We start from the raw sequence: 24,662 nt of genomic DNA on the forward strand, positions 1-24,662 counted from the left end.
GCGTCGCAGACCGCGAATCAATAAACGCTGTACACTACGACCAGAAAATCGCTTCTCTCGCGACGCGTCCGATTGAGGCATATATACATTGATAAGAGGATTAAGTATCTCATGGCTGAATGGAGCGGCGAATATATCAGCCCTTACGCTGAGCACGGGAAGAAGAGTGAGCAAGTAAAGAAAATTACGGTTTCCATTCCTCTGAAGGTGTTAAAAATCCTCACCGATGAGCGTACCCGTCGCCAGGTGAATAACCTGCGTCACGCGACTAACAGTGAACTCCTGTGCGAAGCCTTCCTGCATGCGTTTACTGGCCAACCGTTGCCTAACGATGCAGATCTGCGCAAAGAGCGTAGCGATGAGATCCCTGAAGCGGCGAAGGTGATTATGCGCGAACTGGGGATTGATCCAGAGACCTGGGAATACTAGTTACAGGAATGATCCTTATTCTCTATAGCATTCGAGTCGTAGGTAGGCGGCAAGGGAGCAAATCCCCGGGAGCTTACTGAAAAGTGACTGGGGTGAGTGAGTGCAGCCAACACCCCTACGGCTTGAATGATGACGGGAATAACAAAAAAGGCGCCGTTAGGCGCCTTTTTCTTACCGTGCAGCGAATTACTTCTTCGCGCCTGGAACGCTGAAACGCTTGTTGAAGCGGTCAACGCGGCCACCGGTAGCAACATCACGCTGCTTGCCAGTGTAGAACGGGTGGCATTCGCCACATACGTCCAGGTTCAGATCATGACCCACGGTAGAGCGAATCTTGATAGAATTACCGCAAGAACAGTTTGCAGTAATTTCTGTGTAGTTCGGGTGAATATTCTTTTTCATGGAAAACCTCTGTATAAGGCCGCGTCGCTCTTCCAGCCCTAACGCCAGACACCACGCGAAGTTGATAAATTAGGTTTTTTGATACCAAAAACTGCGCATCAAAGGCGGCGAATCATACAGAACCCCGCGAATGGATGCAAACTGATCCGCATTTTCTGGAACACACAGTGTACACTATCTCGTCATTTTTAGCATTTCGGAATAATTAATGCCTGTCGCCCACGTCGCTTTGCCGGTTCCCCTTGCTCGAACTTTTGATTACCTCGTTCCCGCGGGAATGCAGGTGGCATCTGGTTGTCGCGTCATGGTGCCGTTTGGCAAACGCCAGGCTGTCGGAATTGTCGTGGCCGTCAGTGAGCACAGCGATTTACCGCTCAGCGATCTCAAACCCGTGGCAGACGTTCTGGAAAGCGAATCATTGTATCCCGAATCACTCTGGCGCGTTCTGCTTTGGGCCGCCGAGTACTATCACCATCCACTTGGGGATGTGCTTTTCCATGCCTTGCCTATTTTGCTGCGTCAGGGTAAAGCGGCACATCACGCACCGTTGTGGTACTGGTTCGCGACCGAAGAAGGCAAAGCTGTTGACCTTAACAGTCTGAAACGAGCCCCAAAACAGCAACAGGCGCTGGCGGCGGTTCGGCAAAATATCATCTGGCGTCATCAGGTAAACGAGCTGGAAATCAGTGAGGCGGGGTTACAGGCTTTACGCACCAAAGGTTTGTGCGACCTGAAAAGTGCCGCACCGGCTACCACTGACTGGCGTGACAGCTATTCCGTCGAAGGTGAACGTTTACGCCTGAACACTGAGCAAGCCACCGCAATCGGGGCGATTCATAGCTCGGCCGATCACTTTGCAGTCTGGCTTCTGGCGGGGATTACGGGTTCTGGTAAAACGGAAGTGTATCTCAGCGTGCTGGAAAACGTGCTGGCGCAAGGCAAGCAGGCCCTGGTTCTGGTGCCAGAAATCGGACTGACGCCACAAACCATCGCCCGTTTCCGCGAACGTTTTAACGCACCGGTCGAAGTTCTGCATTCCGGGCTAAACGACAGCGAACGTCTTGCCGTGTGGTTAAAAGCCCGCAGCGGCGAGGCCGCGATTGTCATCGGCACTCGCTCTTCACTGTTTACACCGTTCTGCCGACTCGGCGTCATCGTCATTGATGAAGAGCATGACAGCTCCTATAAACAGCAGGAAGGCTGGCGCTATCACGCCCGCGATTTAGCCGTGTATCGCGCCCATGCGGAAGACATCCCCATTATTCTTGGCTCCGCAACCCCTGCACTGGAAACCCTGCATAACGTTCAACTGGGGAAATATCGCCAGTTGCGTCTGACAAAGCGTGCCGGTAATGCGAGTACTGCCACGCAACAAGTCGTCGATTTAAAAGGACAGCCGCTGAAATCTGGCCTGGCACCTGCACTCATCAAAAAAATTGGCCAGCATTTGAAGGCTGATAATCAGGTGATCCTGTTCCTTAATCGCCGTGGATTTGCCCCCGCCCTGCTTTGCCATGAGTGCGGGTGGATTGCGGAATGTCCACGTTGCGACCACTACTACACCTATCATCAGGGCCAGCGCCATTTGCGCTGCCACCATTGCGACAGCCAAAGACCGGTTCCGCAGCAGTGTCCACACTGTGGTTCAACCAATCTGGTTCCGGTGGGAATGGGCACAGAACAGCTTGAGCATAGCCTTGCGCCAGAATTCCCGGGTGTGCCGATTTCGCGTATCGATCGTGATACTACCAGCCGAAAAGGGGCGCTCGAGCAGCAACTGGCGGAAGTGCATCGCGGCGGCGCGCGTATTTTGATTGGCACGCAAATGTTAGCGAAAGGCCATCACTTCCCGGACGTCACTCTGGTGGCTTTGCTGGATGTCGATGGCGCACTGTTTTCAGCCGATTTCCGCGCAGCGGAGCGCTTTGCCCAACTCTACATTCAGGTTTCTGGGCGTGCGGGTCGAGCAGGCAAACAAGGTGAAGTCCTGCTACAAACGCACCATCCTGAGCATCCTTTATTACAGACATTGCTCACCAATGGTTACGACGACTTCGCAAGCCAGGCGCTTAAAGAACGCAAAACAGTCTTCTTGCCGCCATTTACCAGTCACATCATGTTCCGTGCGGAAGACCAGAATAACCATCAGGCTCCGCTTTTTTTACAGCAATTGCGCAATCTGCTGGAGTCCAGTCCATTAAGAGATGAGCAGTTATGGATTATGGGGCCAGTACCTTGTTTACAGCCTAAACGAGGTGGGCGTTTCCGCTGGCAAATTCTGCTGCAACACCCTTCGCGAGCGCGTCTGCAACGCCTGGTTAGCCAGTCGCTGAAACTGGTCAATACCTTGCCGGAATCACGCAAGGTGAAGTGGATGCTGGACGTTGACCCGATAGACGGCTAGCACAAAGCCCTATGGATATGCGAAGCGGATCGAAAAATTCAACAACCATCACACTTTTAATGAAATAACTGTAACCAACGAACATCAATTTCTGCTAAGAATGTGAACATGGTCAGACACCAGGGACGTTGTCAGCACCTGTCGTGTGCACGCGAGGAGAAGAAGTTGAAGCCGAAGAATCAGGTTGCTAGTGCAACCATGAAAGATGTTGCTGTCCAGGCGAAAGTCTCAACCGCAACAGTGTCCAGGGCACTAATGAACCCGGACAAAGTATCGCAAAGCACTCGTAATCGTGTGGAAGAAGCGGCAATAGCCGTTGGTTATTTACCCCATTCTTTGGGGCGAAATTTAAAGCGTAATGAGTCTCGTACCATTCTGGTTATTGTCCCGGATATCTGCGATCCCTTCTTTAGCGAAATTATTCGCGGTATCGAAGTGACGGCAGCGGAACAAGGCTATTTGGTGTTGATTGGCGATTGTGCTCATCAAAATCAGCAGGAAAAAACCTTCATCAATCTGATCATCACCAAGCAGATTGACGGGATGCTATTGCTTGGTTCACGTCTTCCCTTCGATGCCAGCATTGAAGAGCAGCGCAATTTACCGCCAATGGTCATGGCGAACGAATTTGCCCCTGAACTGGAACTGCCAACCGTTCACATTGATAACCTGACGGCCGCGTTTAACGCCGTTTATTATCTGCAGCAGCTTGGCCATCAAAGAATTGCCTGTATTGCGGGCCCTGAAGAGATGCCGCTTTGTCACTACCGCTTGCAAGGGTACGTGCAGGCCTTGCGTCGCACGGGAACGGTCATCGATCCGCATTACATCGCGCGGGGAAACTTTACCTATGAAGCCGGTGCCGCGGCGTTAGCAAAATTGCTGGCGCTACCGAATCCACCGACTGCCGTGTTCTGCCATAGCGACGTGATGGCGCTGGGAGCACTGTCTCAGGCCAAGCGCAGCGGCTTACGCGTGCCGGAAGATTTATCCATCATGGGCTTTGATGACATTGCTCTTTCACAGTTCTGTGACCCACCGCTCACCACCGTAGCTCAACCCCGTTTCGACATCGGGCGAGAAGCTATGCTGTTGCTGTTGGATCAGCTTCACGGGCAAGCCGTGAGTAGTGGTTCGCGTTTACTGGACTGTGAGCTCATTGAACGAGGCTCCACCAGCGCACCAGGCAGTAGAAAATGAACCGCTTTAGGACACTGGATTCTGGTCAAAGGGATGTCCATTAAGTAACATGGCGGGCTGATAAACGTAAAAAATATAGCGAATCGATAGTGGCACAACGAGATTATGTACGCCGCGGGCAATCGGCAGGTACGCGGCGTAAGAAAAGTAGCACCCGCAACAAGCAACGCAGCCTGGCATCTGTCTCGCCGACAATGGTCGCCATTGCGGCAGCCGTTCTGGTGACCTTTATTGGTGCTCTGTACTTCATTACTCATCATAAGAAAGATGAAAGCGAAACCCTGCCTGGTCATAAAGTTACAGGTAATGGCCTTCCACCTAAACCAGAAGAACGCTGGCGTTATATCAAAGAGCTGGAGAATCGCCAGACTGGCGTGCGCAGTCCTACTGAGCCAACTGCCGGTGGCGAAGTGCAGAATAAAGATCAGCTCACCAGCGAACAGCGCCAGTTGTTGGAGCAAATGCAGTCGGATATGCGCCAGCAGCCAACTCAGTTGAATGAAGTGCCATGGAATGAGCAGACGCCAGAACAGCGTCAGCACACACTCCAGCGCCAGAAAGCCATTCAGCAGCAACAAGTACAACAACAGCCGTTCACTGCTCAACAAGTTGCGCCGCAACCACGAGCCGTACAACAGCAGTCGCAGCCCGTCACGCAGCAACCGCGTCAAGTACAGCAGCAGCCGCGTACCACTACGTCAACGCAGCAGCCGTACCAGGATTTGTTGCAAACCCCGCCGCATACTCAGCAGCGTGCAGCAACACCAGCGACACAACCGCGTGAACAGGCGCAACCAAAAGCGGTTCAACCGGCAGCGCCTATCGATGTGGTTAAACCGACTCCGGCACCTCAGGAGAAGCAGAAAGACGAAAAACGCTGGATGGTACAGTGTGGTTCCTTTAAAGGCAGTGAGCAGGCAGAAACCGTGCGTGCGCAGCTGGCATTTGAAGGCTTTGATTCACGCATTACCACCAATAATGGCTGGAACCGCGTGGTGATTGGCCCGATTAAAGGCAAGGACAATGCCGAAGGCACTCTGAATCGTCTGAAGATGGCCGGTCACTCTAACTGCATTCGTCTGGGCGGGGGTTGAAACCCCCAAAATCCCCCCCATCTATAATTGCATTCAGCCCCGATATAACATCGGGGTACTTATTTAGCTGATGCAATAAGGGGTCTGCTCGTGACAACAATAGTAAGTGTACGCCGCAACGGCCATGTCGTAATCGGTGGTGATGGTCAGGCCACGCTTGGCAATACCGTGATGAAAGGCAACGTCAAAAAAGTGCGTCGTTTGTATAACGACAAAGTGATTGCCGGTTTTGCTGGCGGTACCGCAGATGCCTTTACCCTGTTTGAACTCTTTGAACGCAAGCTTGAAATGCACCAGGGTCATTTGGTGAAAGCCGCGGTTGAACTGGCAAAAGACTGGCGTACCGACCGTATGCTGCGCAAACTTGAAGCTCTGCTGGCTGTCGCCGATGAAAATGCTTCGCTTATCATCACCGGTAATGGCGACGTTATCCAACCAGAAGATGACCTGATTGCTATTGGTTCAGGTGGTCCTTATGCCCAGGCAGCTGCGCGCGCATTGCTTGATAACACCGAACTGGGTGCTCGTGACATCGTAGAGAAATCGCTGGGGATCGCCGGTGATATCTGCATCTACACCAACCATTTCCATACTATTGAAGAATTAGCGTCTAAGGCGTAAGGAATCCCCATGTCTGAAATGACCCCACGCGAAATTGTCAGCGAACTGAACAAACACATTATTGGCCAGGACAATGCCAAGCGTTCCGTGGCGATTGCGCTGCGTAACCGCTGGCGCCGTATGCAGCTTGATGAAGAGCTGCGTCATGAAGTTACGCCAAAAAACATTCTGATGATCGGCCCGACGGGTGTTGGTAAAACCGAAATTGCTCGTCGTCTGGCAAAACTCGCTAACGCGCCGTTCATCAAAGTAGAAGCTACCAAATTCACCGAAGTGGGTTATGTAGGTAAAGAAGTGGATTCTATCATCCGCGATCTGACTGATTCCGCGATGAAAATGGTTCGTCTGCAATCCATCGACAAAAATCGCTTCCGTGCCGAAGAAATGGCTGAAGAGCGTATTCTTGATGTTCTGCTGCCACCAGCGAAAAACAACTGGGGCCAGGCTGAAGCACCACAAGAGCCTTCTGCAGCGCGTCAGTCTTTCCGTAAAAAATTACGTGAAGGCCAGTTAGACGATAAAGAAATTGAAATCGATCTTGCTGCGGCACCGATGGGCGTTGAGATCATGGCTCCTCCTGGCATGGAAGAAATGACCAGCCAGTTGCAGTCTATGTTCCAGAACCTCGGCGGCCAGAAGCAAAAACCACGCAAATTGAAAATCAAAGATGCGATGAAACTTCTAATTGAAGAAGAAGCCGCAAAACTGGTGAACCCTGAAGAACTGAAGCAAGACGCGATTGATGCCGTTGAGCAACACGGCATCGTGTTTATCGATGAGATCGATAAAATCTGTAAGCGCGGCGGCAACAGCTCCGGCCCGGATGTGTCTCGTGAAGGCGTGCAGCGTGATTTGCTGCCACTGGTTGAAGGCTGCACCGTTTCGACTAAACACGGTATGGTCAAAACTGACCACATCCTGTTTATCGCCTCGGGCGCGTTCCAGGTGGCAAGCCCGTCAGACCTGATCCCTGAATTGCAGGGTCGTCTGCCAATTCGTGTGGAATTGCAGGCGCTGACCGTTGAAGATTTCGAACGCATTCTGACTGAGCCAAATGCGTCTATTACCGTGCAGTACAAAGCGCTGATGGGCACGGAAGGCGTGACTATCGACTTCACCGCTGACGGTATTCGTCGTATCGCTGAAGCCGCATGGCAGGTGAACGAGTCCACTGAAAACATCGGTGCACGTCGTCTGCACACGGTACTCGAACGCCTGGTTGAAGACATCTCTTATGATGCCAGCGACCTGAGCGGCCAATCCATCCTGATTGATGCCGAATATGTGAGTAAGCATCTGGATGAGTTGGTAGCAGATGAAGACTTGAGCCGTTTTATCCTATAATCCCGCTCAACGTATTTTCTTCATTTCAAATGGAGGGCTTATGCCCTCCATTTTTTATATCTAACAGAGAGACTTATGAGCGAATCGCACTCTGTAAGCACCACTCAGGCCTGGCTTGAAAGCTTGCGTCCACGCACCTTACCCCTGGCATTTGCTTCAATCGTCTGCGGATCGGCGTTGGCTTTCTGGCAAGGCGTGTTTAATCCAGCCATTGCTTTACTGGCGTTGCTGACTGCGGGGCTACTTCAAATCCTCTCTAACCTGGCCAATGACTACGGCGATGCGGTAAAAGGCAGCGATAAAGAAGACCGCATCGGGCCACTACGCGGGATGCAGAAAGGGGTGATTACTCAGGCGCAAATGAAAAAGGCGCTGATTATTACCGTGGTGTTGATTTGCTTATCTGGCCTTGCTTTGGTCGCCGTCGCTTGCCGCACGCTGGCCGATTTCCTTGGATTCCTGGCGCTGGGTTTGTTGGCCATCATCGCCGCCATTACCTACACCGTTGGTACGCGTCCATATGGTTACATGGGGCTTGGCGATATTTCCGTGCTGGTCTTTTTTGGCTGGCTGAGTGTGGCGGGAACCTGGTATTTGCAGGCGCATTCTCTCGCGCCATTAGTGTTCTTCCCTGCGACCGCGTGCGGATTACTCGCAACGGCGGTGCTCAATATCAACAATTTACGTGATATCGACAGTGACCGTGAGAACGGTAAAAACACGCTGGCTGTGCGCCTTGGGCCGGTGTTGGCTCGTCGCTACCATGCCTGCTTGTTGGTAGGCGCTCTGGCGTGCCTTGCGCTGTTTAATCTGGTCTGGTTGCAAAGTCTGTGGGGATGGCTGTTTGTGTTGGCCGCACCGTTGCTGATTAAGCAAACGCTGTATGTATTACGCGAAACAGATCCGCTGGCGATGCGTCCAATGCTTGAACGCACGGTAAAAGCTGCATTGCTCACTAACCTGTTGTTTGCGGTAGGAGTTGTGCTAAGTACGGTGTCGTTTTAGCTGACAAATATCAATTAACAATTGATGATTTTGCCAACAGTTAACATTAAGCGATATACTGACAACTCGTGCAGCAACAGAACCCTAATCCTATGAAATATGATACTTCCGAGCTTTGCGACATCTACCAGGAAGATGTCAACGTCGTTGAACCGCTATTTTCCAACTTCGGTGGGCGGTCGTCCTTTGGCGGGCAAATCATCACGGTTAAATGTTTCGAGGACAACGGATTGTTGTATGATCTGCTCGAACAAAATGGCCGTGGCCGCGTTCTGGTGATTGATGGCGGTGGCTCTGTACGCCGTGCGTTGATTGATGCAGAACTTGCCCGTCTGGCGGCTCAAAACGAGTGGGAAGGCCTCGTGGTATACGGCGCCGTGCGTCAGGTTGATGACCTGGAAGAACTGGATATTGGTATCCAGGCGATTGCCGCCATTCCTGTGGGTTCCGCAGGTGTGGGTGTTGGCGAAAGCGATATCCGCGTGAACTTTGGTGGCGTGACATTTTTCTCCGGCGACCATCTGTATGCCGATAACACCGGTATTATCCTTTCTGAAGATCCCCTCGATATCGAATAACAAAACGGGCGCCCTTAGGCGCCCGTTCTTTTTCTTTTCGATCAATACCCTAAATAATTCAAGTTGCAGGTAGGCGGCAATTGAGTGAATCCCCAGAAGCTTACTAAAGTAAGTGACTGGGGTGAGCGAATGCAGCCAACGCCTCTGCGGCTTGAACTATGACGGGTATTACACTTCTTCCATCTTACCCAGCAGAGCGTGTAAACGATCCTGCCAAACATGCTGTTGTTCTTTCAGAGAATTGTTTTCGCGTACTAATTCTTCATGATTGCTCTGAGAATGCTGAACTTGTTGAGACAGATTGTTGTTAGTCTCTTTCAGCTCTTCGATTTCCATTTGCAGCAGGGTAATGGTATCAATCGCCTGCTGTACTTTTGCTTCCAGTTTCTCAAACACTTCAAATGACATTTCGAACCTCTCCTGAATTGCAAGGCGTTGATGGATGTCTAAATCCCCGTCCCGGATATTCCCCGAAGACACCTTATGAATATATGCGCACCACGCAGCGTGTCTCGATTGTAAGTAGCGTGAGTACCCGTGTCCAGCGAGTTCAAGCGCTCTTTGCGTAACATAACGTTTTTCGGCATATGCCGAATGACGGCGCGGGTAAAAATCACTATTTGTTAACGCATTAATATGTTCAGCGAACATCTGCGAACTCTTCCCTGGGTGATAATGCGCACAAATTGGCGCGAGATCGCTCATTTTTATGACGTGACACGCAAATTTAAAGCTCGATATTTCTCGTTTATGTTCGTTAACGATAAATTAACACTATGCCTACATGGCACCTGCGCGGCAGGGAAGCCCGAACAAACAATAATCATTAATTTTGCCTTCAGGACCCTATTATGAGTCAGACAGCTCCATCAACCTTGAAAGGTCAGTGCATCGCCGAGTTCATGGGTACCGCGTTGTTGATTTTCTTCGGTGTAGGATGTGTCGCCGCCTTAAAAGTGGCAGGTGCCAGCTTCGGACAGTGGGAAATTAGTATTATCTGGGGTTTAGGGGTGGCGATGGCTATCTACCTTACCGCAGGGGTTTCCGGCGCTCATCTTAATCCAGCGGTGACCATCGCATTATGGCTGTTCGCCTGTTTTGATAAACGCAAAGTCGTGCCATTTATTGTGTCGCAAGTTGCAGGTGCATTTTGCGCCGCAGCTTTGGTTTATGGCCTGTATTACAATTTATTCCTCGATTACGAGCAGACCCATCACATAGTGCGCGGTAGCGTAGAAAGTCTGGACCTGGCGGGGATCTTCTCAACGTATCCAAACCCGCACATTAATCTGGTGCAGGCATTCGCAGTAGAAATGGTGATTACCGCTATTTTGATGGGTCTTATTCTGGCGCTGACGGATGATGGCAACGGTGTTCCTCGTGGCCCGTTAGCCCCCTTGTTGATTGGTTTGTTGATTGCGGTTATCGGTGCATCGATGGGACCATTGACCGGATTTGCCATGAACCCTGCGCGTGACTTTGGCCCGAAACTGTTCGCCTGGTTTGCCGGGTGGGGCGACGTCGCCTTTACAGGTGGTCGCGATATCCCTTACTTCCTGGTTCCGGTATTTGGCCCGATAGTGGGTGCTGCGTTAGGTGCGTTTGGCTACCGTAAGCTTATTGGCCGCCATTTACCTTGTGATGTTTGTGTGGAAGAGGAAGAGAAATCCAGTACCTCCACGCAGCAAAATGCTTCTTTGTAAGACTGACTTCAGGACAAAATTATGACCCACGAAAAAAAATACATCGTCGCACTTGATCAAGGCACCACCAGCTCTCGCGCCGTCGTCCTGGATCACGATGCTAACGTCGTCAGCGTGTCACAGCGCGAATTTCAGCAAATCTACCCAAAAGCAGGATGGGTAGAACATGATCCGATGGAGATTTGGGCCACTCAAAGCTCCACACTGGTAGAAGTGCTGGCGAAAGCGGACATCAACTCAGACCAAATTGCCGCCATTGGTATCACTAACCAACGTGAAACCGCGATTGTCTGGGAAAAAGAGACCGGAAAACCGATTTATAACGCCATCGTCTGGCAGTGTCGTCGTACCGCAGAAATCTGCGAGCAACTCAAACGCGACGGCCTGGAAGAGTACATTAAATCCGCCACTGGCCTGGTGGTTGACCCGTACTTCTCGGGTACCAAAGTGAAGTGGATCCTTGACCATGTTGAAGGTTCGCGTGAACGTGCTCGCCGTGGTGAACTGCTGTTCGGTACCGTCGATACGTGGCTAATCTGGAAAATGACTCAGGGCCGCGTGCACGTTACCGATTATACCAACGCCTCACGTACCATGCTGTTTAACATCCACGATCTCGACTGGGATGACCGCATGCTGGAAGCGCTGGATATTCCACGCGCTATGCTGCCGGAAGTGCGCAAATCCTCAGAAGTGTATGGCCAGACCAACATCGGTGGTAAAGGCGGCACGCGTATTCCTATCGCCGGGATCGCCGGTGACCAGCAGGCCGCGCTGTTTGGCCAACTGTGCGTCAAAGAAGGGATGGCTAAAAATACCTACGGTACAGGCTGCTTTATGCTGATGAATACCGGCACGCAGGCGGTGAAATCCACTCACGGTTTGCTGACTACCATTGCTTGTGGCCCACGCGGCGAAGTGAATTATGCGCTGGAAGGTGCAGTATTCATGGGCGGCGCTTCTATCCAGTGGCTACGCGATGAAATGAAACTGATAAGCGATGCAACGGATTCTGAATACTTTGCCACTAAAGTCAAAGATACCAACGGCGTATATGTCGTCCCGGCCTTTACCGGTCTTGGTGCGCCATATTGGGACCCGTATGCCCGTGGTGCCATTTTCGGACTGACACGTGGCGTGAATGCTAACCACATTATCCGCGCAACGCTTGAGTCCATCGCTTATCAAACCCGTGATGTTCTGGAAGCGATGCAGGCCGATGCTGACATTCGTTTGCACGCCTTGCGTGTTGATGGCGGCGCGGTGGCGAATAACTTCCTGATGCAGTTCCAGGCGGACATTTTGGGTACCCGCGTTGAGCGTCCTGAAGTGCGCGAAGTGACAGCATTAGGTGCCGCGTATCTGGCAGGCCTGGCCGTTGGCTTCTGGCAAAATCTGGATGAAGTCAGCGAAAAAGCCGTTATCGAAAAAGAGTTCCGTCCGGGTATCGAAACTACCGAACGTAACTACCGTTACGCAGGATGGAAGAAAGCCGTTAAACGTGCTTTGGACTGGGAAGATCACGAAGAAAGTTAATCCCCTCCCCCAACCCCTCTCCCCCAGGAGAGGGGATCACCCATCCCCTCCTGTGCTAAACTCGGTCGCAATTAGGCTTGCGAAATGAGTGTGCAATGAGACGAGAACTGGCGATTGAATTTTCCCGTGTAACCGAAGCTGCAGCGCTTGCGGGTTATAAATGGTTAGGACGTGGCGATAAAAATATTGCGGATGGCGCCGCCGTTCACGCAATGCGTATCGTGCTCAATCAGGTCAATATTGACGGCCAGATTGTGATTGGCGAAGGGGAAATCGACGAAGCGCCAATGCTCTACATTGGTGAAAAAGTCGGTACCGGCCAGGGCGACGCGGTCGATATCGCCGTTGACCCGATTGAAGGCACCCGTATGACAGCGATGGGTCAGGCAAACGCGCTGGCGGTGCTGGCGGTGGGTGATAAAGGCAGCTTCCTGAACGCCCCCGACATGTACATGGAAAAGCTGATTGTTGGCCCAGGTGCTAAAGGCATAATCGACCTGAATCTTCCGCTGGCTGAAAACCTCTATAACGTCGCTGTAGCACTCAATAAACCGCTTAGCGAACTCACCGTCACTATTCTTGCCAAACCTCGCCACGATGCCGTCATTGCCGAGATGCAAAAACTCGGAGTGCGCGTATTTGCCATTCCTGACGGTGATGTTGCGGCCTCTATTTTGACCTGCATGCCGGATAGCGAAGTGGACGTGATGTACGGCATTGGCGGCGCACCTGAAGGCGTGATTTCCGCAGCGGTTATTCGCGCCCTGGACGGCGATATGCATGGCCGCCTGGTGGCTCGTCACCATGTGAAAGGTGACAACGAAGAAAACCGTCGTATCGGTGAGCAAGAGATTGCACGTTGCACAGCAATGGGCATTGAAGCAGGCGTGGTGTTGAAGCTCGATGATATGGCGCGCAACGACAACGTGATTTTCTCGGCAACCGGTATCACCAAAGGCGATTTGCTGGAAGGGATCACGCGCAAAGGGAATATGGCGACCACTGAAACGCTGCTGATTCGCGGTAAATCTCGCACCATTCGCCGAATCAAATCTATTCACTATCTCGACCGTAAAGACCAGGACGTACAGACCCATATTCTGTAAGCCCCCTCGTTTGTCTGATTGAGCTTTCCAGCGTTAACCGGCTGGAAATCTCTCACTTTTCTGGTGAAGATAGGACAAATACAACGCACCTGCGGCTTGAAGTAAGACGGTATAAGGAGAACATCATGGCGGAATGGGTCAACGGTAAAGTCATCAAGATTGAAAACTGGACTGACGCTCTTTTTAGTCTCACTGTTCATGCGCCTGTCGCCCCTTTCACCGCAGGGCAATTTACCAAGCTTGGGATGGAAATTGACGGGGAACGCGTTCAGCGCGCGTATTCCTACGTCAATGCACCGGGCGATCCGAATCTCGAGTTTTATCTGGTCACCGTACCTGAAGGTAAACTCAGCCCACGTCTGCATGCTCTGCAACCAGGCGATGAAATTATGCTGGTGAGCGAAGCAGCGGGATTCTTCGTGCTGGATGAAGTCCCGGATTGCCAGACCTTGTGGATGCTTGCGACGGGAACCGCACTTGGCCCGTATCTATCTATCTTGCAGGAAGGCAAAGGGCTCGAGCGTTTTGAGAATATCGTTTTGCTGCATGCGGTACGCTATGCGAAGGACCTAAGTTATCTGCCGTTAATGCAGCAACTTCAGCAACAATATGAAGGAAAATTGCGGATTCAGACGGTAGTTAGCCGGGAAACCATTGCAGGTTCATTAACCGGGCGCGTGCCTGCACTTATCGAAAGCGGTGAGCTTGAAGCGGCAGTTGGCCTGCCGATGAACATCGAAACCAGCCATGTGATGTTGTGCGGAAACCCGCAGATGGTGCGTGATACGCAGCAGTTGCTGAAAGATACCCGGCAGATGACCAAACATCTACGTCGTCGACCGGGCCATATGACTGCAGAACACTACTGGTAAGCGGAGAAATGACGTTAGCGGTACTTTACTTCGCTAGTATCTTTACCAAACCGGTTTTCACCCTGGGTGCCAACAAACGCGCCCAGATCCATGATAACCATAACCAAAATCAGTGTCGGGATGAAACGGCCAAGTCCCCACTGTGCTAAAGTTCCGAAAGTTTCCCAGTTACCTGCAAGCAGCAACCACGCAGGAATAAACAGCAGCGCCCACCAGCCTTTCTTATTTCGGTCATGCAGACGTTTCACAATCACAGCAGCTGTCGGTATCAATGAACCCGAGAGAAAGAAGCCGGCGGTTGAATAAGGCATGATTTCAGCACCCGCGAGGGTGAAGAGAATGATCAGCGCGACTAACCAGACGCCAATCCAAATCCAGAAATCACGGCGCCCTATACGCCCGTTAAAAGAGAACAGCCATTGCTGTATGGTCATGGTAAGGTCCATTTTATTGTTTAGCGCCGTAGTGTACCCCAGCTATGATGGGTTTTGACAAGCCAACGGAATGCCGATTTAATCGGAAAGCTGAATTCAAAGGAGAATTTGTCGATGAGACATCTGGTCGCAGCTCTGGCTTTACTGACACTACCCGTCGCGGTGGTTTGGGCTGATCCGCCTTCAGATTCCGCCTCAACGCTACAAGCCGCTCCCTATTTATTGGCAGGCGCTCCCACGTTCGACATGAACATCACGCAGTTTCGGGAAAAATTCAACACCGAAAACCCGACGCTGCCCATCAATGAGTTCCGGGCCATCGACTCCAATGCCGATGAAGTGAACCTGATGCGCGCCGCCAGTAAAATCAACGAAAACCTCTACACCTCTACTGCGCTTGAGCGCGGTACGCTGAAAATAAAATCTATTCAGATAACGTGGTTACCGATTCAAGGGCCTGAGCAAAAAGCCGCACGGGCAAAAGCGACAGAGTATATGGCTGCGCTGATCCGCACCTTTACGCCCTCGCTTTCCAAGGCGCAGAGCGTGGCAAAACTCACTAAACTGCTCAGTAATGGCAAGAATAAACGTTATTACGCGCAAACCGATGGCGCTATTCGCTATGTTGTCGCAGACAACGGTGAAAAGGGGCTTACCTTCGCTGTTGAACCGATTAAGCTGACGCTATCTGAAACACTTAACAACGGCGAATAAATGACAAAAAGCAAAGCCTTTCGCCTGTTGAGTCTCTATACTGTTTCACAGACCATGCTGCCCTGAATGGCAGCGATTCTTTTATTAGTTTGACCTTGTGGAGAATTAAGATGCGACATCCTTTGGTGATGGGTAACTGGAAACTGAACGGCAGCAAGCACATGGTACACGAGCTGATTGCTGGCTTACGCAAAGAACTGGCTGGCGTTGCTGGCTGTGGCGTTGCTATCGCTCCTCCTACTATGTATCTGGATCTGGCTAAACACGCCGCATCTGGCAGCCACATCATTCTTGGTGCTCAGAACGTGGACCTGAACCTGTCTGGCGCATTCACTGGTGAAGTTTCTGCAGAAATGCTGAAAGATGTAGGCGCTAAATACATCATCATCGGTCACTCCGAGCGTCGTACTTACCACGCAGAGTCTGATGAACTGATCGCTAAAAAATTCGCAATCCTGAAAGAAGTTGGCCTGACTCCTGTTCTTTGCATCGGTGAAACCGAAGCAGAAAACGAAGCGGGCAAAACTGAAGAAGTGTGCGCACGTCAAATTGACGCCGTGCTGAAAACTCAGGGTGCAGCGGCTTTCGAAGGCGTGGTTATCGCTTACGAACCAGTATGGGCAATCGGTACTGGCAAATCGGCCACTCCTGCTCAAGCTCAGGCTGTTCACAAATTCATTCGTGACCACATTGCTAAAGCTGACGCGAAAGTGGCAGAGCAAGTGATCATCCAGTACGGCGGTTCCGTAAACGACAAAAATGCAGCAGAGCTGTTTGCTCAGCCAGACATCGACGGCGCGCTGGTTGGCGGTGCTTCTCTAAAAGCTGACGCCTTTGCCGTTATCGTCAAAGCTGCGGCTGAAGCGAAAAAAGCGTAAGTTTCTCGCTTAGAAATGTTAAGGCTCTGCCAGTCATGGCAGGGCCTTTATTTTTTCAACAATCCACAGTCATGATCTTGTAGCTGCTCAGCAGAAGCCAGGTTGAGACGTAGCAAATTCCGCTCTGTCGCCAACGCTATCCACTCCCCATCTTTCAGTTTCGCCATCGCCAGGCTATAACGCCCCATGTTTTCTCTTGCCTGCGCAACCTCAGCGGCCAGCATCATAAATGGGCTATGTTGTGAAAACTCAGCGGGAGTGACTTTTCTGGCAATGTACGGGTTTCCGGCCAGAGATACCGGGAAGGTCTGCCAGTCAGTGTTGAGGGTATTCGCGTACTGATTTAGCTGTTCACGCACATCAGCGCGTAAACATGAAATATGGATATGAAGCTGATTCTGCGAGCGCCCTGTCTCGGAGTTGATGGTGAGTGAAATAACATCGTCAGGAACTTGAGCCCCGCGCCGTACACTCATCACGTTACGCTGTTGCCAGGCCAGCCATAAGAAATTCGCAGTTTTAGCATCCAATAATTCCGGGCTCTCCATGCCGCTTATTTTCGCAGTAGGCATCAGCAGGTATTGCAGCGGGCCATTGATATCTTTTAGCAGCACATATCCAGACTGCAAATCCACTTTGGCACAAGGCGCAGAGCTCTGATTATCACGCTGATGAGGAACACACTGTTCGCTGACGATGCGCCACAAGGCGTCTGGATGATGAAGGTGCTTTTGCAGGCTTAACCCACCCACAACAGCAACGACGAAGAAGAGAATAATAAAAACGATTGTGCGTCGACGGCGCAGCATTGAAACCTCAGGAACTGTTTAGAGGGCTGCTCAGCGTAACGCAAAGGGGAAAGTCACAAAAGCAAAACGGCCCCTTTCGGGGCCGATATTATATTAACGCTGACTAATCTGGTCGAAGGTACCACCATTCGAGAAGTGATCTTTCTGCGCTTTCGTCCAACCGCCAAACTCTTCATCAATGGTGAACAATTTAAGTTTAGGGAAGACGTTTTCATATTTCTTCGCCACTTCGGCATTACGTGGACGATAGTAGTTTTTCGCTACAATTTCCTGCCCTTGCGGTGAGTAGAGATATTTCAGGTACTCTTCAGCCACTTTCTGAGTGCCTTTCTTCTCTGCCACTTTGTCTACGACGGAAACGGTAGGCTCTGCAAGAATCGACTCACTTGGCGTTACGATTTCAAACTTGTCTTTACCCAGCTCATTGGTCGCCAGGAACGCTTCGTTTTCCCATGCAATCAGCACGTCACCGATGCCACGCTCAACAAAAGTACTGGTTGAACCGCGAGCACCTGAATCCAGCACTTCAACGTTTTTATACAGCGCTTTCACGAAATCCTGCGCTTTGGCTTGATCATTATTGTTGTGATGCAGGGCATAGCCCCACGCAGCCAGATAGTTCCAGCGTGCACCACCTGAGCTTTTTGGATTTGGAGTGATAACAGAAACGCCCGGTTTAATCAGATCGTTCCAGTCATGAATTTGTTTTGGGTTGCCTTTACGTACCAGGAAAACGATGGTCGAGGTGTAAGGTGCTGAGTTATCCGGCAGGCGTTTAATCCAGTTTTTGTCGATACGACCACGTTCAGCGATAGCATCCACATCATAGGCCAGTGCCAGGGTCACGACATCGGCTTCGATACCGTTAATCACGGATGTCGCTTGTTTGCCGGAACCACCATGCGACTGGCGAACAATCACGTTGTCACCGGTTTGTTGTTTCCAGTGAGCGCTGAAGGCTTTGTTATACTCGTCATAAAGTTCGCGAGTGGGATCGTAAGAGACATTAAGTAATTGAATATCTTTCGCCAATACACTTGTAGACGCCAACAGTAATGTAAGTCCAACTCCCCACTTATTCATTTTTCGCTCTCTTTAATCAGAAATCAGATTTGATAAAAGCAGCGTGCCAGAAAGTTATCCATTCATTAAAGAATAAAAAAAGATTGGCTATAACTATTGAGCATATAACAGGCAACAAAAAGCCGGGTTTCCCCGGCTTCATCATTCACGACGTGTGAATTAGTACAGTTTCTTCGCGCAATCCAGCCAGTCACCTTTGAACGGACGCTTCATGTTTTCGATAGCGTCAATAATGTCATGGTGAACCAGTTTCTCATTCTGAATACCTACGCAACGACCGCCGTGGCCTTGCAGCAGCAGTTCGATGGAGTAAGCACCCATACGGGAAGCCAGAATGCGATCGTAAGCAACCGGTGAACCACCGCGCTGAATATGGCCAAGGACGGTAGCGCGAGTTTCGCGTTTGGTTTCCGTCTCAATATATTGGGCCAGTTCGTCGATATCACAGATGTGCTCAGTAATAGCTACGATTGCGTGCTTTTTACCTTTAGCAATACCCGCTTTGATTTCTTCAACCAGGTCTTCGCGATTAAACTCAACTTCTGGCAAGACAACAAACTCACAGCCACCGGCAATGGATGCAGCTAAGGTCAGATCACCACAGTAACGACCCATCACTTCCACGATTGAAATACGCTGGTGGGAAGAAGAGGTGTCACGCAGACGGTCGATTGCTTCTACGACTGTTTCCAGAGCGGTGAAAAAACCGATGGTGTAATCGGTGCCTTTGATATCGTTATCTATGGTACCTGGCAGGCCGATACATGGGAAACCCATTTCGGTCAGGCGCTTAGCACCCATATAGGAACCGTCACCGCCGATAACAACCAGAGCATCAATGCCACGGTTTTTTAAGTTCTCGATAGCCACTTCACGGATTTTCTCATCACGGAATTCCGGGAAACGAGCGGAGCCCAGGAAGGTACCACCACGGTTGATCATGTCGGACACGCTGTAACGGTCCAGATTCACCATGCGGTCTTCATACAAACCCAGATAGCCGTCATAAATACCTGCGACTTCCAGACCTTCCGACAATGCTGCACGGACAACACCACGAATCGCGGCGTTCATACCCGGCGCATCACCACCACTCGTCAACACACCAATTTTTTTGATCATGACTACCTCTGAACTTTTGAATGCAAATTAATCCTGTTGCCGGAAACGGCCTGCGGCATGCCGAGGCGTCGACTCTGCTACGAATAGTATAACAACCGCTTCTTGCTGAATTGATTCAGGTCAGGCCATATATCGGTATTTTATCTAAAAAACATCGACTCTGTCTGACTTTACAACGAAAAATTAAAGCTCAAAATGCCCCTGTTTTTGCGTCGGGACAACCGAGCAGGGATCCTGGTGAATAATCACATCTGACCCAGGGAAACGACGTAAAATCGCCTGCTCCACTTGTTCGGCAATAACATGCGCTTGAACCAGTGGCAGGTTGTCTTCCATTTCGATATGAACTTGAATAAAGCGGGTCGGCCCTGACTGCCGCGTTCGTAGATCATGCGCCCCTTTAACACCAGGCCATGCATTGATGATATCAATAATTACCTGTCGCTCGTCATCGGGTAAAGCACGATCTAAAAGAGATTGCACCGCTTCATAACCCATACGTAGCGCGCTATACAAAATATAGACACCGATACCTAACGCAAATATTGAATCCGCGCGGTGCCAGCCATACCAGGACAACGCAAGCGCAACAAGAATTGCTCCGTTCATCATAACATCAGACTGATAATGAAGCATATCTGCTCGAACGGCCTGACTTTGCGTTTTCCGCACCACCCAGCGTTGGAATGTCACCAGAATTAACGTGCTGACCAATGCAATAACCGTGACCACCACACCCACTAAAGGCTGCTTCATCGGTGCCGGTTCAGCTAAATGCTGAATGCCAGTCAAAAACAGGAACAGCGCAGAACCAGAAATAAACATACTTTGCGCCAGTGCTGCCAGCGATTCCGCTTTACCGTGGCCAAAAGTATGTTCTTCATCGGCAGGTTGCAGCGAGTAACGCACGACAAGTAAGTTAGTCAGCGACGCGGCAATATCTACTAGCGAATCGACCAATGCGGCCAGAATACTGACCGAGCCCGTATTCCACCAGGCGAAAATCTTTATTAAAAGTAACAGTGAGGCCATAACCGTCGCGGCAATTGCGGCACGGCTGACCAGCATCCCATATTGTTGATTCATAGGGGCTCCAGCAAATCATTGCTGGCTAGTATAGCGGATTCATCTGAACCATCAGGCAAAAAAAACCCGCCTTGGTAGGCGGGGAAGACAGGGATGGTGTCTATGGCAAGGAAAACAGGGTTTGTTACTGGTTACTACGCTTACTGCTACTACTCAGTGCCTGCAACGAAGACATCTGTTGCAGATCCGCCAGCTCACGAACTTGATCCATGCGCTGTTGGTGTTTGTCATTTAAAACGGCCTGCTGTTCAGGTGTTAACAAGCGGTACATTTGATTGCGTACTTTCGCCATTTCAACCTGGCGAGCCACTTGTTCTTGTGCCATTTTTTCAGCCTGGACACGCACTGCCGTTTCATCAAAATTCTCAGCGATGACCAGTTTATGCATGGTCTCCATTTCGCTTACATTCACGGGTGGGCTATCATGCCGTGCCCGTTGCATTAGATCGCGCATTTGCTGGCGCTGTTGTTCGGACAGGTTTATCCCTTCGAACATATGGCTCTGAAGGTTATTACGCTTAAGTGCGCCTTCACCGCCTTGATACCAGTTATCGCTTGCCTGACTGGTCAGGGTTATCAGAGTCAATGTAGAGGCCATGACGGCAGCGGTAACATTGCGCATCACTTGCTCCTGAAATCATCTGTGCTGCGATTCAACGAGATTCAGTCTACGATTCCCGCTGCAAACTAGCGTCAGGGGGTGTAAAACAACGTAAAGTCATAGATTAGCGCGCCTTGATGACGTAATTTCTGCCTCGGAGGTAATTTAACAATGAATAAAATTCTGCTAGTTGATGATGACCGAGAGCTTACTTCCCTGTTAAAGGAACTGCTCGACATGGAAGGTTTTAACGTAATTGTTGCCCACGACGGCGAACAAGCGTTGGAGCTTCTTGATGACACCATTGACCTTTTATTGCTCGACGTGATGATGCCAAAGAAAAACGGCATTGATACGTTGAAAGAGTTGCGCCAGTCACACCAGACTCCTGTCATTATGCTTACGGCAAGAGGAAGTGAGCTAGATCGCGTTCTCGGCCTTGAACTGGGTGCAGATGACTATCTGCCTAAACCATTCAACGATCGTGAACTGGTGGCCCGTATACGCGCTATTTTGCGTCGTTCACACTGGAGTGAGCAGCAGCAAAACAGCGACAGCGGTTCTCCAACGGTCGAAGTTGACGGTTTAAGCCTGAATCCTGGTCGACAGGAAGCGAGCTTTGATGGACAAGCGCTCGATTTGACGGGTACCGAATTCACTCTGCTCTATTTGCTGGCACAGCATCTGGGACAGGTCGTTTCACGCGAACACTTAAGCCAGGAAGTTCTGGGTAAACGTCTGACTCCTTTCGACCGTGCTATCGACATGCATATTTCCAACTTGCGTCGTAAGTTACCGGACCGCAAAGATGGTCATCCGTGGTTTAAAACATTACGTGGCCGCGGCTACCTGATGGTGTCTGCTTCATGATAAGTAGCCTTACCGCGCGTATTTTTGCCATCTTCTGGTTGACGTTAGCGTTAGTGCTGATGTTAGTGCTGATGTTGCCTAAACTGGATTCGCGTCAAATGACCGAACTGATGGAGAATGAGCAACGTCAAGGCATCATGATTGAACAGCATGTCGAAGCGGAACTTGAAAACGATCCACCGAACGACCTGATGTGGTGGCGTCGTTTGTTCCGGGCCATTGATAAATGGGCACCACCGGGACAACGTTTATTACTCGTGACCAGCGAAGGGCGAGTTATTGGCGCCCAGCGCAATGAAATGCAGATCATTCGTAACTTTATCGGTCAGTCTGATAATTCCGATCATCCGCAAAAGAAAAAGTATGGCCGCGTTGAATTAGTTGGGCCATTTTCGGTACGTGATGGTGAAGATAACTACCAACTCTACCTGATTCGCCCTGCAAGTAACTCCCAATCAGATTTTATTAACCTGCTGTTTGATAGACCTTTATTGCTGCTTATTGTCACGATGCTGGTCAGTTCCCCCCTGCTATTGTGGCTGGCGTGGAGTCTGGCAAAACCTGCCCGTAAGTTGAAAAATGCCGCCGATGAGGTAGCTCAGGGTAATTTACGTCAACATCCTGAACTAGAATCTGGACCCCAGGAATTTCTGGCCGCCGGTGCCAGTTTTAACCAGATGATTACCGCGCTGGAAAGGATGATGACAACGCAACAAAGGCTGTTGTCCGATATCTCTCACGAATTGCGTACCCCATTGACGCGCTTGCAATTAGGCACAGCTTTATTGCGCCGCAAAACCGGTGAAAGCAAGGAACTTGAGCGTATCGAAACGGAAGCCCAGCGACTCGATGGGATGATCAACGACCTGTTGGTGATGTCCCGCAATCAGCAAAAAAATGCGCTGGCAAGCGAGACAATGAAAGCCAATCAAATCTGGGCCGAAGTGCTGGATAACGCAGCCTTTGAAGCAGAGCAGATGGGTAAATCGCTGGAAGTGACTTATCCACCAGGCCCGTGGTTGATGTACGGTAACCCCAACTCGCTGGAAAGCGCGCTGGAGAACATTGTCCGCAACGCATTACGCTATTCTCACACGAAAATTGCCGTTAACTTCTCCGTTGATAATCAAGGAATTACTATCACCGTTGATGATGATGGTCCAGGCGTTAGTCCATCTGATCGTGAACAAATATTCCGTCCTTTCTATCGTACAGACGAAGCGCGCGATCGCGAATCTGGCGGGACTGGGCTGGGGTTAGCTATTGTAGAAACTGCGGTGCAGCAACATCGTGGTTGGGTGAAAGCCGATGACAGCCCGTTGGGCGGATTGCGGTTAGTGCTTTGGCTGCCGCTGTATCATCGCTAAATTTTCATCGTATAGAACAGGCCCTCCGGGGCCTGTTTTCCTTCTGGTGATAAATTGATATTCTGCGCCCCAAGTCTTATGGGGGCAGTATGCTAAATATCGTTTTGTTTGAACCAGAAATCCCACCGAATACCGGGAACATCATCCGCTTATGCGCCAACACCGGTTTCCGCTTACACATCATCGAACCCACAGGTTTTGGCTGGGACGATAAGCGACTGCGCCGTGCCGGGCTTGATTATCACGAGTTCGCGGCTGTAAATCGCCATCAGAATTACGATGCGTTTCTTGAAGCGGAACACCCGCAGCGTCTGTTTGCGTTAACCACAAAAGGGACGCCAGCACACAGCGCAGTGAGCTATCAGGATGGGGATTATTTGGTGTTTGGACCGGAAACCCGAGGTCTGCCAGCCACGATACTTAATGCTTTACCTGCTGAGCAAAAAATCCGTATCCCGATGATGCCGGACAGCCGCAGCATGAATTTATCGAACGCAGTTTCGGTAGTGGTGTATGAAGCCTGGCGCCAGTTGGGTTATCCCGGCGCCGTTCTGAGAAGTTAGATTCCGTCACCGTATTCGAAGCCGTTGTTGGCTCCGTTAAAGTGCTGATCCATATCGATGGCAGGCATATCGCTTTCAGGCTTGCCAACAATTCGCGCCGGAACGCCAGCCGCCGTGGTATGAGGCGGCACCGGTTGTAACACCACAGAACCTGCGCCAATTTTCGCCCCGCGCCCTATTTCAATGTTGCCAAGGATTTTAGCCCCGGCACCAATCATCACGCCTTCACGAATTTTTGGATGGCGGTCGCCGCTGGTTTTACCTGTACCGCCCAAGGTTACCGACTGCAAAATCGACACATCGTTTTCGACAATTGCCGTTTCTCCGATCACTATGCCAGTCGCGTGATCGAGCATGATCCCACAGCCAATTTGCGCTGCCGGATGAATATCCACCTGGAATGAGACTGATACCTGATTTTGCAGGAAAATAGCTAACGCCCGACGTCCCTCTTTCCACAGCCAATGACCGATACGGTAGGACTGCAAAGCATGAAAGCCTTTCAGATATAACAGCGGAGTGGAATATTTATCGACTGCAGGGTCGCGGGTGCGCACCGCCTGAATATCACATGCAGCTGAGGCAATCATTTGTGGTTCTGCTGCGTAAGCTTCTTCGACAACTTCTCGAATGGCGATAGCCGGCATAATCGGGGAAGCTAACTTATTGGCGAGCATATAGCTCAACGCACTACCGAGATTTTCGTGCTTGAGAAGAGTTGCGTGGTAAAAACTGGCCAACATCGGTTCACAATCGGCAAGCGCTCGTGCTTCGGCTTTAATATTGTTCCACACCAGATCCAGTTCTTCAGACGACATTGCTCTCTCCAGACAGAAAAACA

General features: G+C 50.7%; 26 protein-coding genes. 17 read left to right on the plus strand and 9 right to left on the minus strand.

Annotation, left to right across the window (positions count from 1 at the left end; translation table 11 throughout):
- The first annotated feature begins 111 nt into the window (after positions 1-111).
- Entirely contained in the window at positions 112-429 is a 318-nt protein-coding gene (gene metJ, locus WBL83_RS16380; RefSeq protein WP_034461414.1) for a met regulon transcriptional regulator MetJ, read from the plus strand.
- A gap of 186 nt (positions 430-615) precedes the next feature.
- Here metJ and rpmE read toward each other — a convergent pair whose 3' ends face one another.
- Positions 616-831: a 50S ribosomal protein L31 gene (gene rpmE / locus WBL83_RS16385; RefSeq protein ID WP_424590152.1), complete on the minus strand. Its 216-nt coding sequence runs from the start codon at positions 829-831 to the stop codon at positions 616-618.
- A gap of 208 nt (positions 832-1,039) precedes the next feature.
- Here rpmE and priA point away from each other — a divergent pair, with 208 nt between their 5' ends.
- The 7 genes from priA (at position 1,040) to rraA (ending at position 9,077) form a co-directional block, all read left to right on the plus strand.
- Complete coding sequence (priA, locus tag WBL83_RS16390; protein WP_424590153.1) at positions 1,040-3,235, plus strand: primosomal protein N'; 2,196 nt, start codon at positions 1,040-1,042, stop codon at positions 3,233-3,235.
- A 165-nt stretch (positions 3,236-3,400) separates the two neighbouring features.
- Positions 3,401-4,435, plus strand: a complete 1,035-nt coding sequence (gene cytR / locus WBL83_RS16395; protein WP_424590154.1) for a DNA-binding transcriptional regulator CytR — start codon at positions 3,401-3,403, stop codon at positions 4,433-4,435.
- Positions 4,436-4,524: 89 nt separating this feature from the next.
- A complete protein-coding gene (ftsN, locus tag WBL83_RS16400; RefSeq protein ID WP_424590155.1) occupies positions 4,525-5,529 on the plus strand; it encodes a cell division protein FtsN in 1,005 nt (334 codons plus the stop codon).
- Between the two features lie 90 nt (positions 5,530-5,619).
- Positions 5,620-6,150 carry an ATP-dependent protease subunit HslV gene (hslV, locus tag WBL83_RS16405; protein WP_064541694.1) on the plus strand — a complete coding sequence of 177 codons (531 nt, stop codon included), beginning with the start codon at positions 5,620-5,622 and terminating at the stop codon, positions 6,148-6,150.
- A gap of 9 nt (positions 6,151-6,159) precedes the next feature.
- Positions 6,160-7,494, plus strand: a complete 1,335-nt coding sequence (hslU, locus tag WBL83_RS16410) for an HslU--HslV peptidase ATPase subunit (protein ID WP_424590156.1) — start codon at positions 6,160-6,162, stop codon at positions 7,492-7,494.
- Positions 7,495-7,569: 75 nt separating this feature from the next.
- Positions 7,570-8,499, plus strand: coding sequence for a 1,4-dihydroxy-2-naphthoate polyprenyltransferase (gene menA / locus WBL83_RS16415; RefSeq protein WP_424590157.1), 930 nt, complete (start codon positions 7,570-7,572; stop codon positions 8,497-8,499).
- A 92-nt stretch (positions 8,500-8,591) separates the two neighbouring features.
- Positions 8,592-9,077, plus strand: a complete 486-nt coding sequence (gene rraA / locus WBL83_RS16420; RefSeq protein ID WP_424590158.1) for a ribonuclease E activity regulator RraA — start codon at positions 8,592-8,594, stop codon at positions 9,075-9,077.
- Positions 9,078-9,245: 168 nt separating this feature from the next.
- On the opposite strand, the gene zapB is transcribed toward rraA, so the two are convergent.
- A complete protein-coding gene (gene zapB / locus WBL83_RS16425) occupies positions 9,246-9,485 on the minus strand; it encodes a septal ring assembly protein ZapB (protein ID WP_120066733.1) in 240 nt (79 codons plus the stop codon).
- A gap of 443 nt (positions 9,486-9,928) precedes the next feature.
- Between zapB and WBL83_RS16430 the strand changes: the two genes are divergently transcribed.
- The 4 genes from WBL83_RS16430 (at position 9,929) to fpr (ending at position 14,294) form a co-directional block, all read left to right on the plus strand.
- The gene (locus WBL83_RS16430) at positions 9,929-10,780 is read left to right on the plus strand and encodes an MIP/aquaporin family protein (RefSeq protein WP_424590159.1); all 852 of its coding nucleotides are present in this window, start codon (positions 9,929-9,931) and stop codon (positions 10,778-10,780) included.
- A 21-nt stretch (positions 10,781-10,801) separates the two neighbouring features.
- On the plus strand, positions 10,802-12,316 hold the full coding sequence (gene glpK / locus WBL83_RS16435; protein ID WP_424590160.1) for a glycerol kinase GlpK: 1,515 nt from the start codon (positions 10,802-10,804) through the stop codon (positions 12,314-12,316).
- 95 nt (positions 12,317-12,411) lie between these two features.
- Positions 12,412-13,422, plus strand: coding sequence for a class II fructose-bisphosphatase (glpX, locus tag WBL83_RS16440; protein ID WP_424590161.1), 1,011 nt, complete (start codon positions 12,412-12,414; stop codon positions 13,420-13,422).
- Between the two features lie 125 nt (positions 13,423-13,547).
- Positions 13,548-14,294, plus strand: a complete 747-nt coding sequence (gene fpr, locus WBL83_RS16445) for a ferredoxin--NADP(+) reductase (protein WP_424590162.1) — start codon at positions 13,548-13,550, stop codon at positions 14,292-14,294.
- A gap of 14 nt (positions 14,295-14,308) precedes the next feature.
- Here fpr and WBL83_RS16450 read toward each other — a convergent pair whose 3' ends face one another.
- Complete coding sequence (locus WBL83_RS16450) at positions 14,309-14,728, minus strand: DUF805 domain-containing protein (protein WP_034461428.1); 420 nt, start codon at positions 14,726-14,728, stop codon at positions 14,309-14,311.
- A gap of 114 nt (positions 14,729-14,842) precedes the next feature.
- Between WBL83_RS16450 and WBL83_RS16455 the strand changes: the two genes are divergently transcribed.
- Positions 14,843-15,442, plus strand: a complete 600-nt coding sequence (locus WBL83_RS16455; RefSeq protein ID WP_424590163.1) for a YiiQ family protein — start codon at positions 14,843-14,845, stop codon at positions 15,440-15,442.
- A 110-nt stretch (positions 15,443-15,552) separates the two neighbouring features.
- Entirely contained in the window at positions 15,553-16,320 is a 768-nt protein-coding gene (tpiA, locus tag WBL83_RS16460) for a triose-phosphate isomerase (RefSeq protein WP_424590164.1), read from the plus strand.
- A gap of 47 nt (positions 16,321-16,367) precedes the next feature.
- Here tpiA and WBL83_RS16465 read toward each other — a convergent pair whose 3' ends face one another.
- The 5 genes from WBL83_RS16465 to cpxP form a co-directional block, all read right to left on the minus strand.
- On the minus strand, positions 16,368-17,126 hold the full coding sequence (locus WBL83_RS16465) for a CDP-diacylglycerol diphosphatase (RefSeq protein ID WP_424590223.1): 759 nt from the start codon (positions 17,124-17,126) through the stop codon (positions 16,368-16,370).
- 96 nt (positions 17,127-17,222) lie between these two features.
- A complete protein-coding gene (locus WBL83_RS16470) occupies positions 17,223-18,212 on the minus strand; it encodes a sulfate ABC transporter substrate-binding protein (protein WP_424590165.1) in 990 nt (329 codons plus the stop codon).
- A gap of 159 nt (positions 18,213-18,371) precedes the next feature.
- Positions 18,372-19,334: a 6-phosphofructokinase gene (pfkA, locus tag WBL83_RS16475; RefSeq protein ID WP_424590166.1), complete on the minus strand. Its 963-nt coding sequence runs from the start codon at positions 19,332-19,334 to the stop codon at positions 18,372-18,374.
- 183 nt (positions 19,335-19,517) lie between these two features.
- Entirely contained in the window at positions 19,518-20,420 is a 903-nt protein-coding gene (fieF, locus tag WBL83_RS16480; RefSeq protein WP_424590167.1) for a CDF family cation-efflux transporter FieF, read from the minus strand.
- A gap of 124 nt (positions 20,421-20,544) precedes the next feature.
- Positions 20,545-21,042 carry a cell-envelope stress modulator CpxP gene (gene cpxP / locus WBL83_RS16485; RefSeq protein WP_424590168.1) on the minus strand — a complete coding sequence of 166 codons (498 nt, stop codon included), beginning with the start codon at positions 21,040-21,042 and terminating at the stop codon, positions 20,545-20,547.
- 150 nt (positions 21,043-21,192) lie between these two features.
- On the opposite strand from cpxP, the gene cpxR reads away from it, so the two are divergent.
- The 3 genes from cpxR (at position 21,193) to trmL (ending at position 23,821) form a co-directional block, all read left to right on the plus strand.
- Entirely contained in the window at positions 21,193-21,891 is a 699-nt protein-coding gene (gene cpxR, locus WBL83_RS16490) for an envelope stress response regulator transcription factor CpxR (RefSeq protein WP_034461436.1), read from the plus strand.
- Positions 21,888-23,258: an envelope stress sensor histidine kinase CpxA gene (gene cpxA, locus WBL83_RS16495; RefSeq protein ID WP_424590169.1), complete on the plus strand. Its 1,371-nt coding sequence runs from the start codon at positions 21,888-21,890 to the stop codon at positions 23,256-23,258. The genes cpxR and cpxA overlap by 4 nt, the downstream gene beginning before the upstream one ends.
- A gap of 89 nt (positions 23,259-23,347) precedes the next feature.
- A complete protein-coding gene (trmL, locus tag WBL83_RS16500) occupies positions 23,348-23,821 on the plus strand; it encodes a tRNA (uridine(34)/cytosine(34)/5-carboxymethylaminomethyluridine(34)-2'-O)-methyltransferase TrmL (RefSeq protein ID WP_424590170.1) in 474 nt (157 codons plus the stop codon).
- Here the strand turns inward: trmL and cysE are convergent.
- Positions 23,818-24,639, minus strand: coding sequence for a serine O-acetyltransferase (cysE, locus tag WBL83_RS16505; protein WP_064541738.1), 822 nt, complete (start codon positions 24,637-24,639; stop codon positions 23,818-23,820). The genes trmL and cysE overlap by 4 nt on opposite strands.
- Positions 24,640-24,662: the final 23 nt, after the last annotated feature.

The organism is Buttiauxella sp. (assembly GCF_049686335.1).
Classification (GTDB): Bacteria; Pseudomonadota; Gammaproteobacteria; order Enterobacterales; family Enterobacteriaceae; genus Buttiauxella.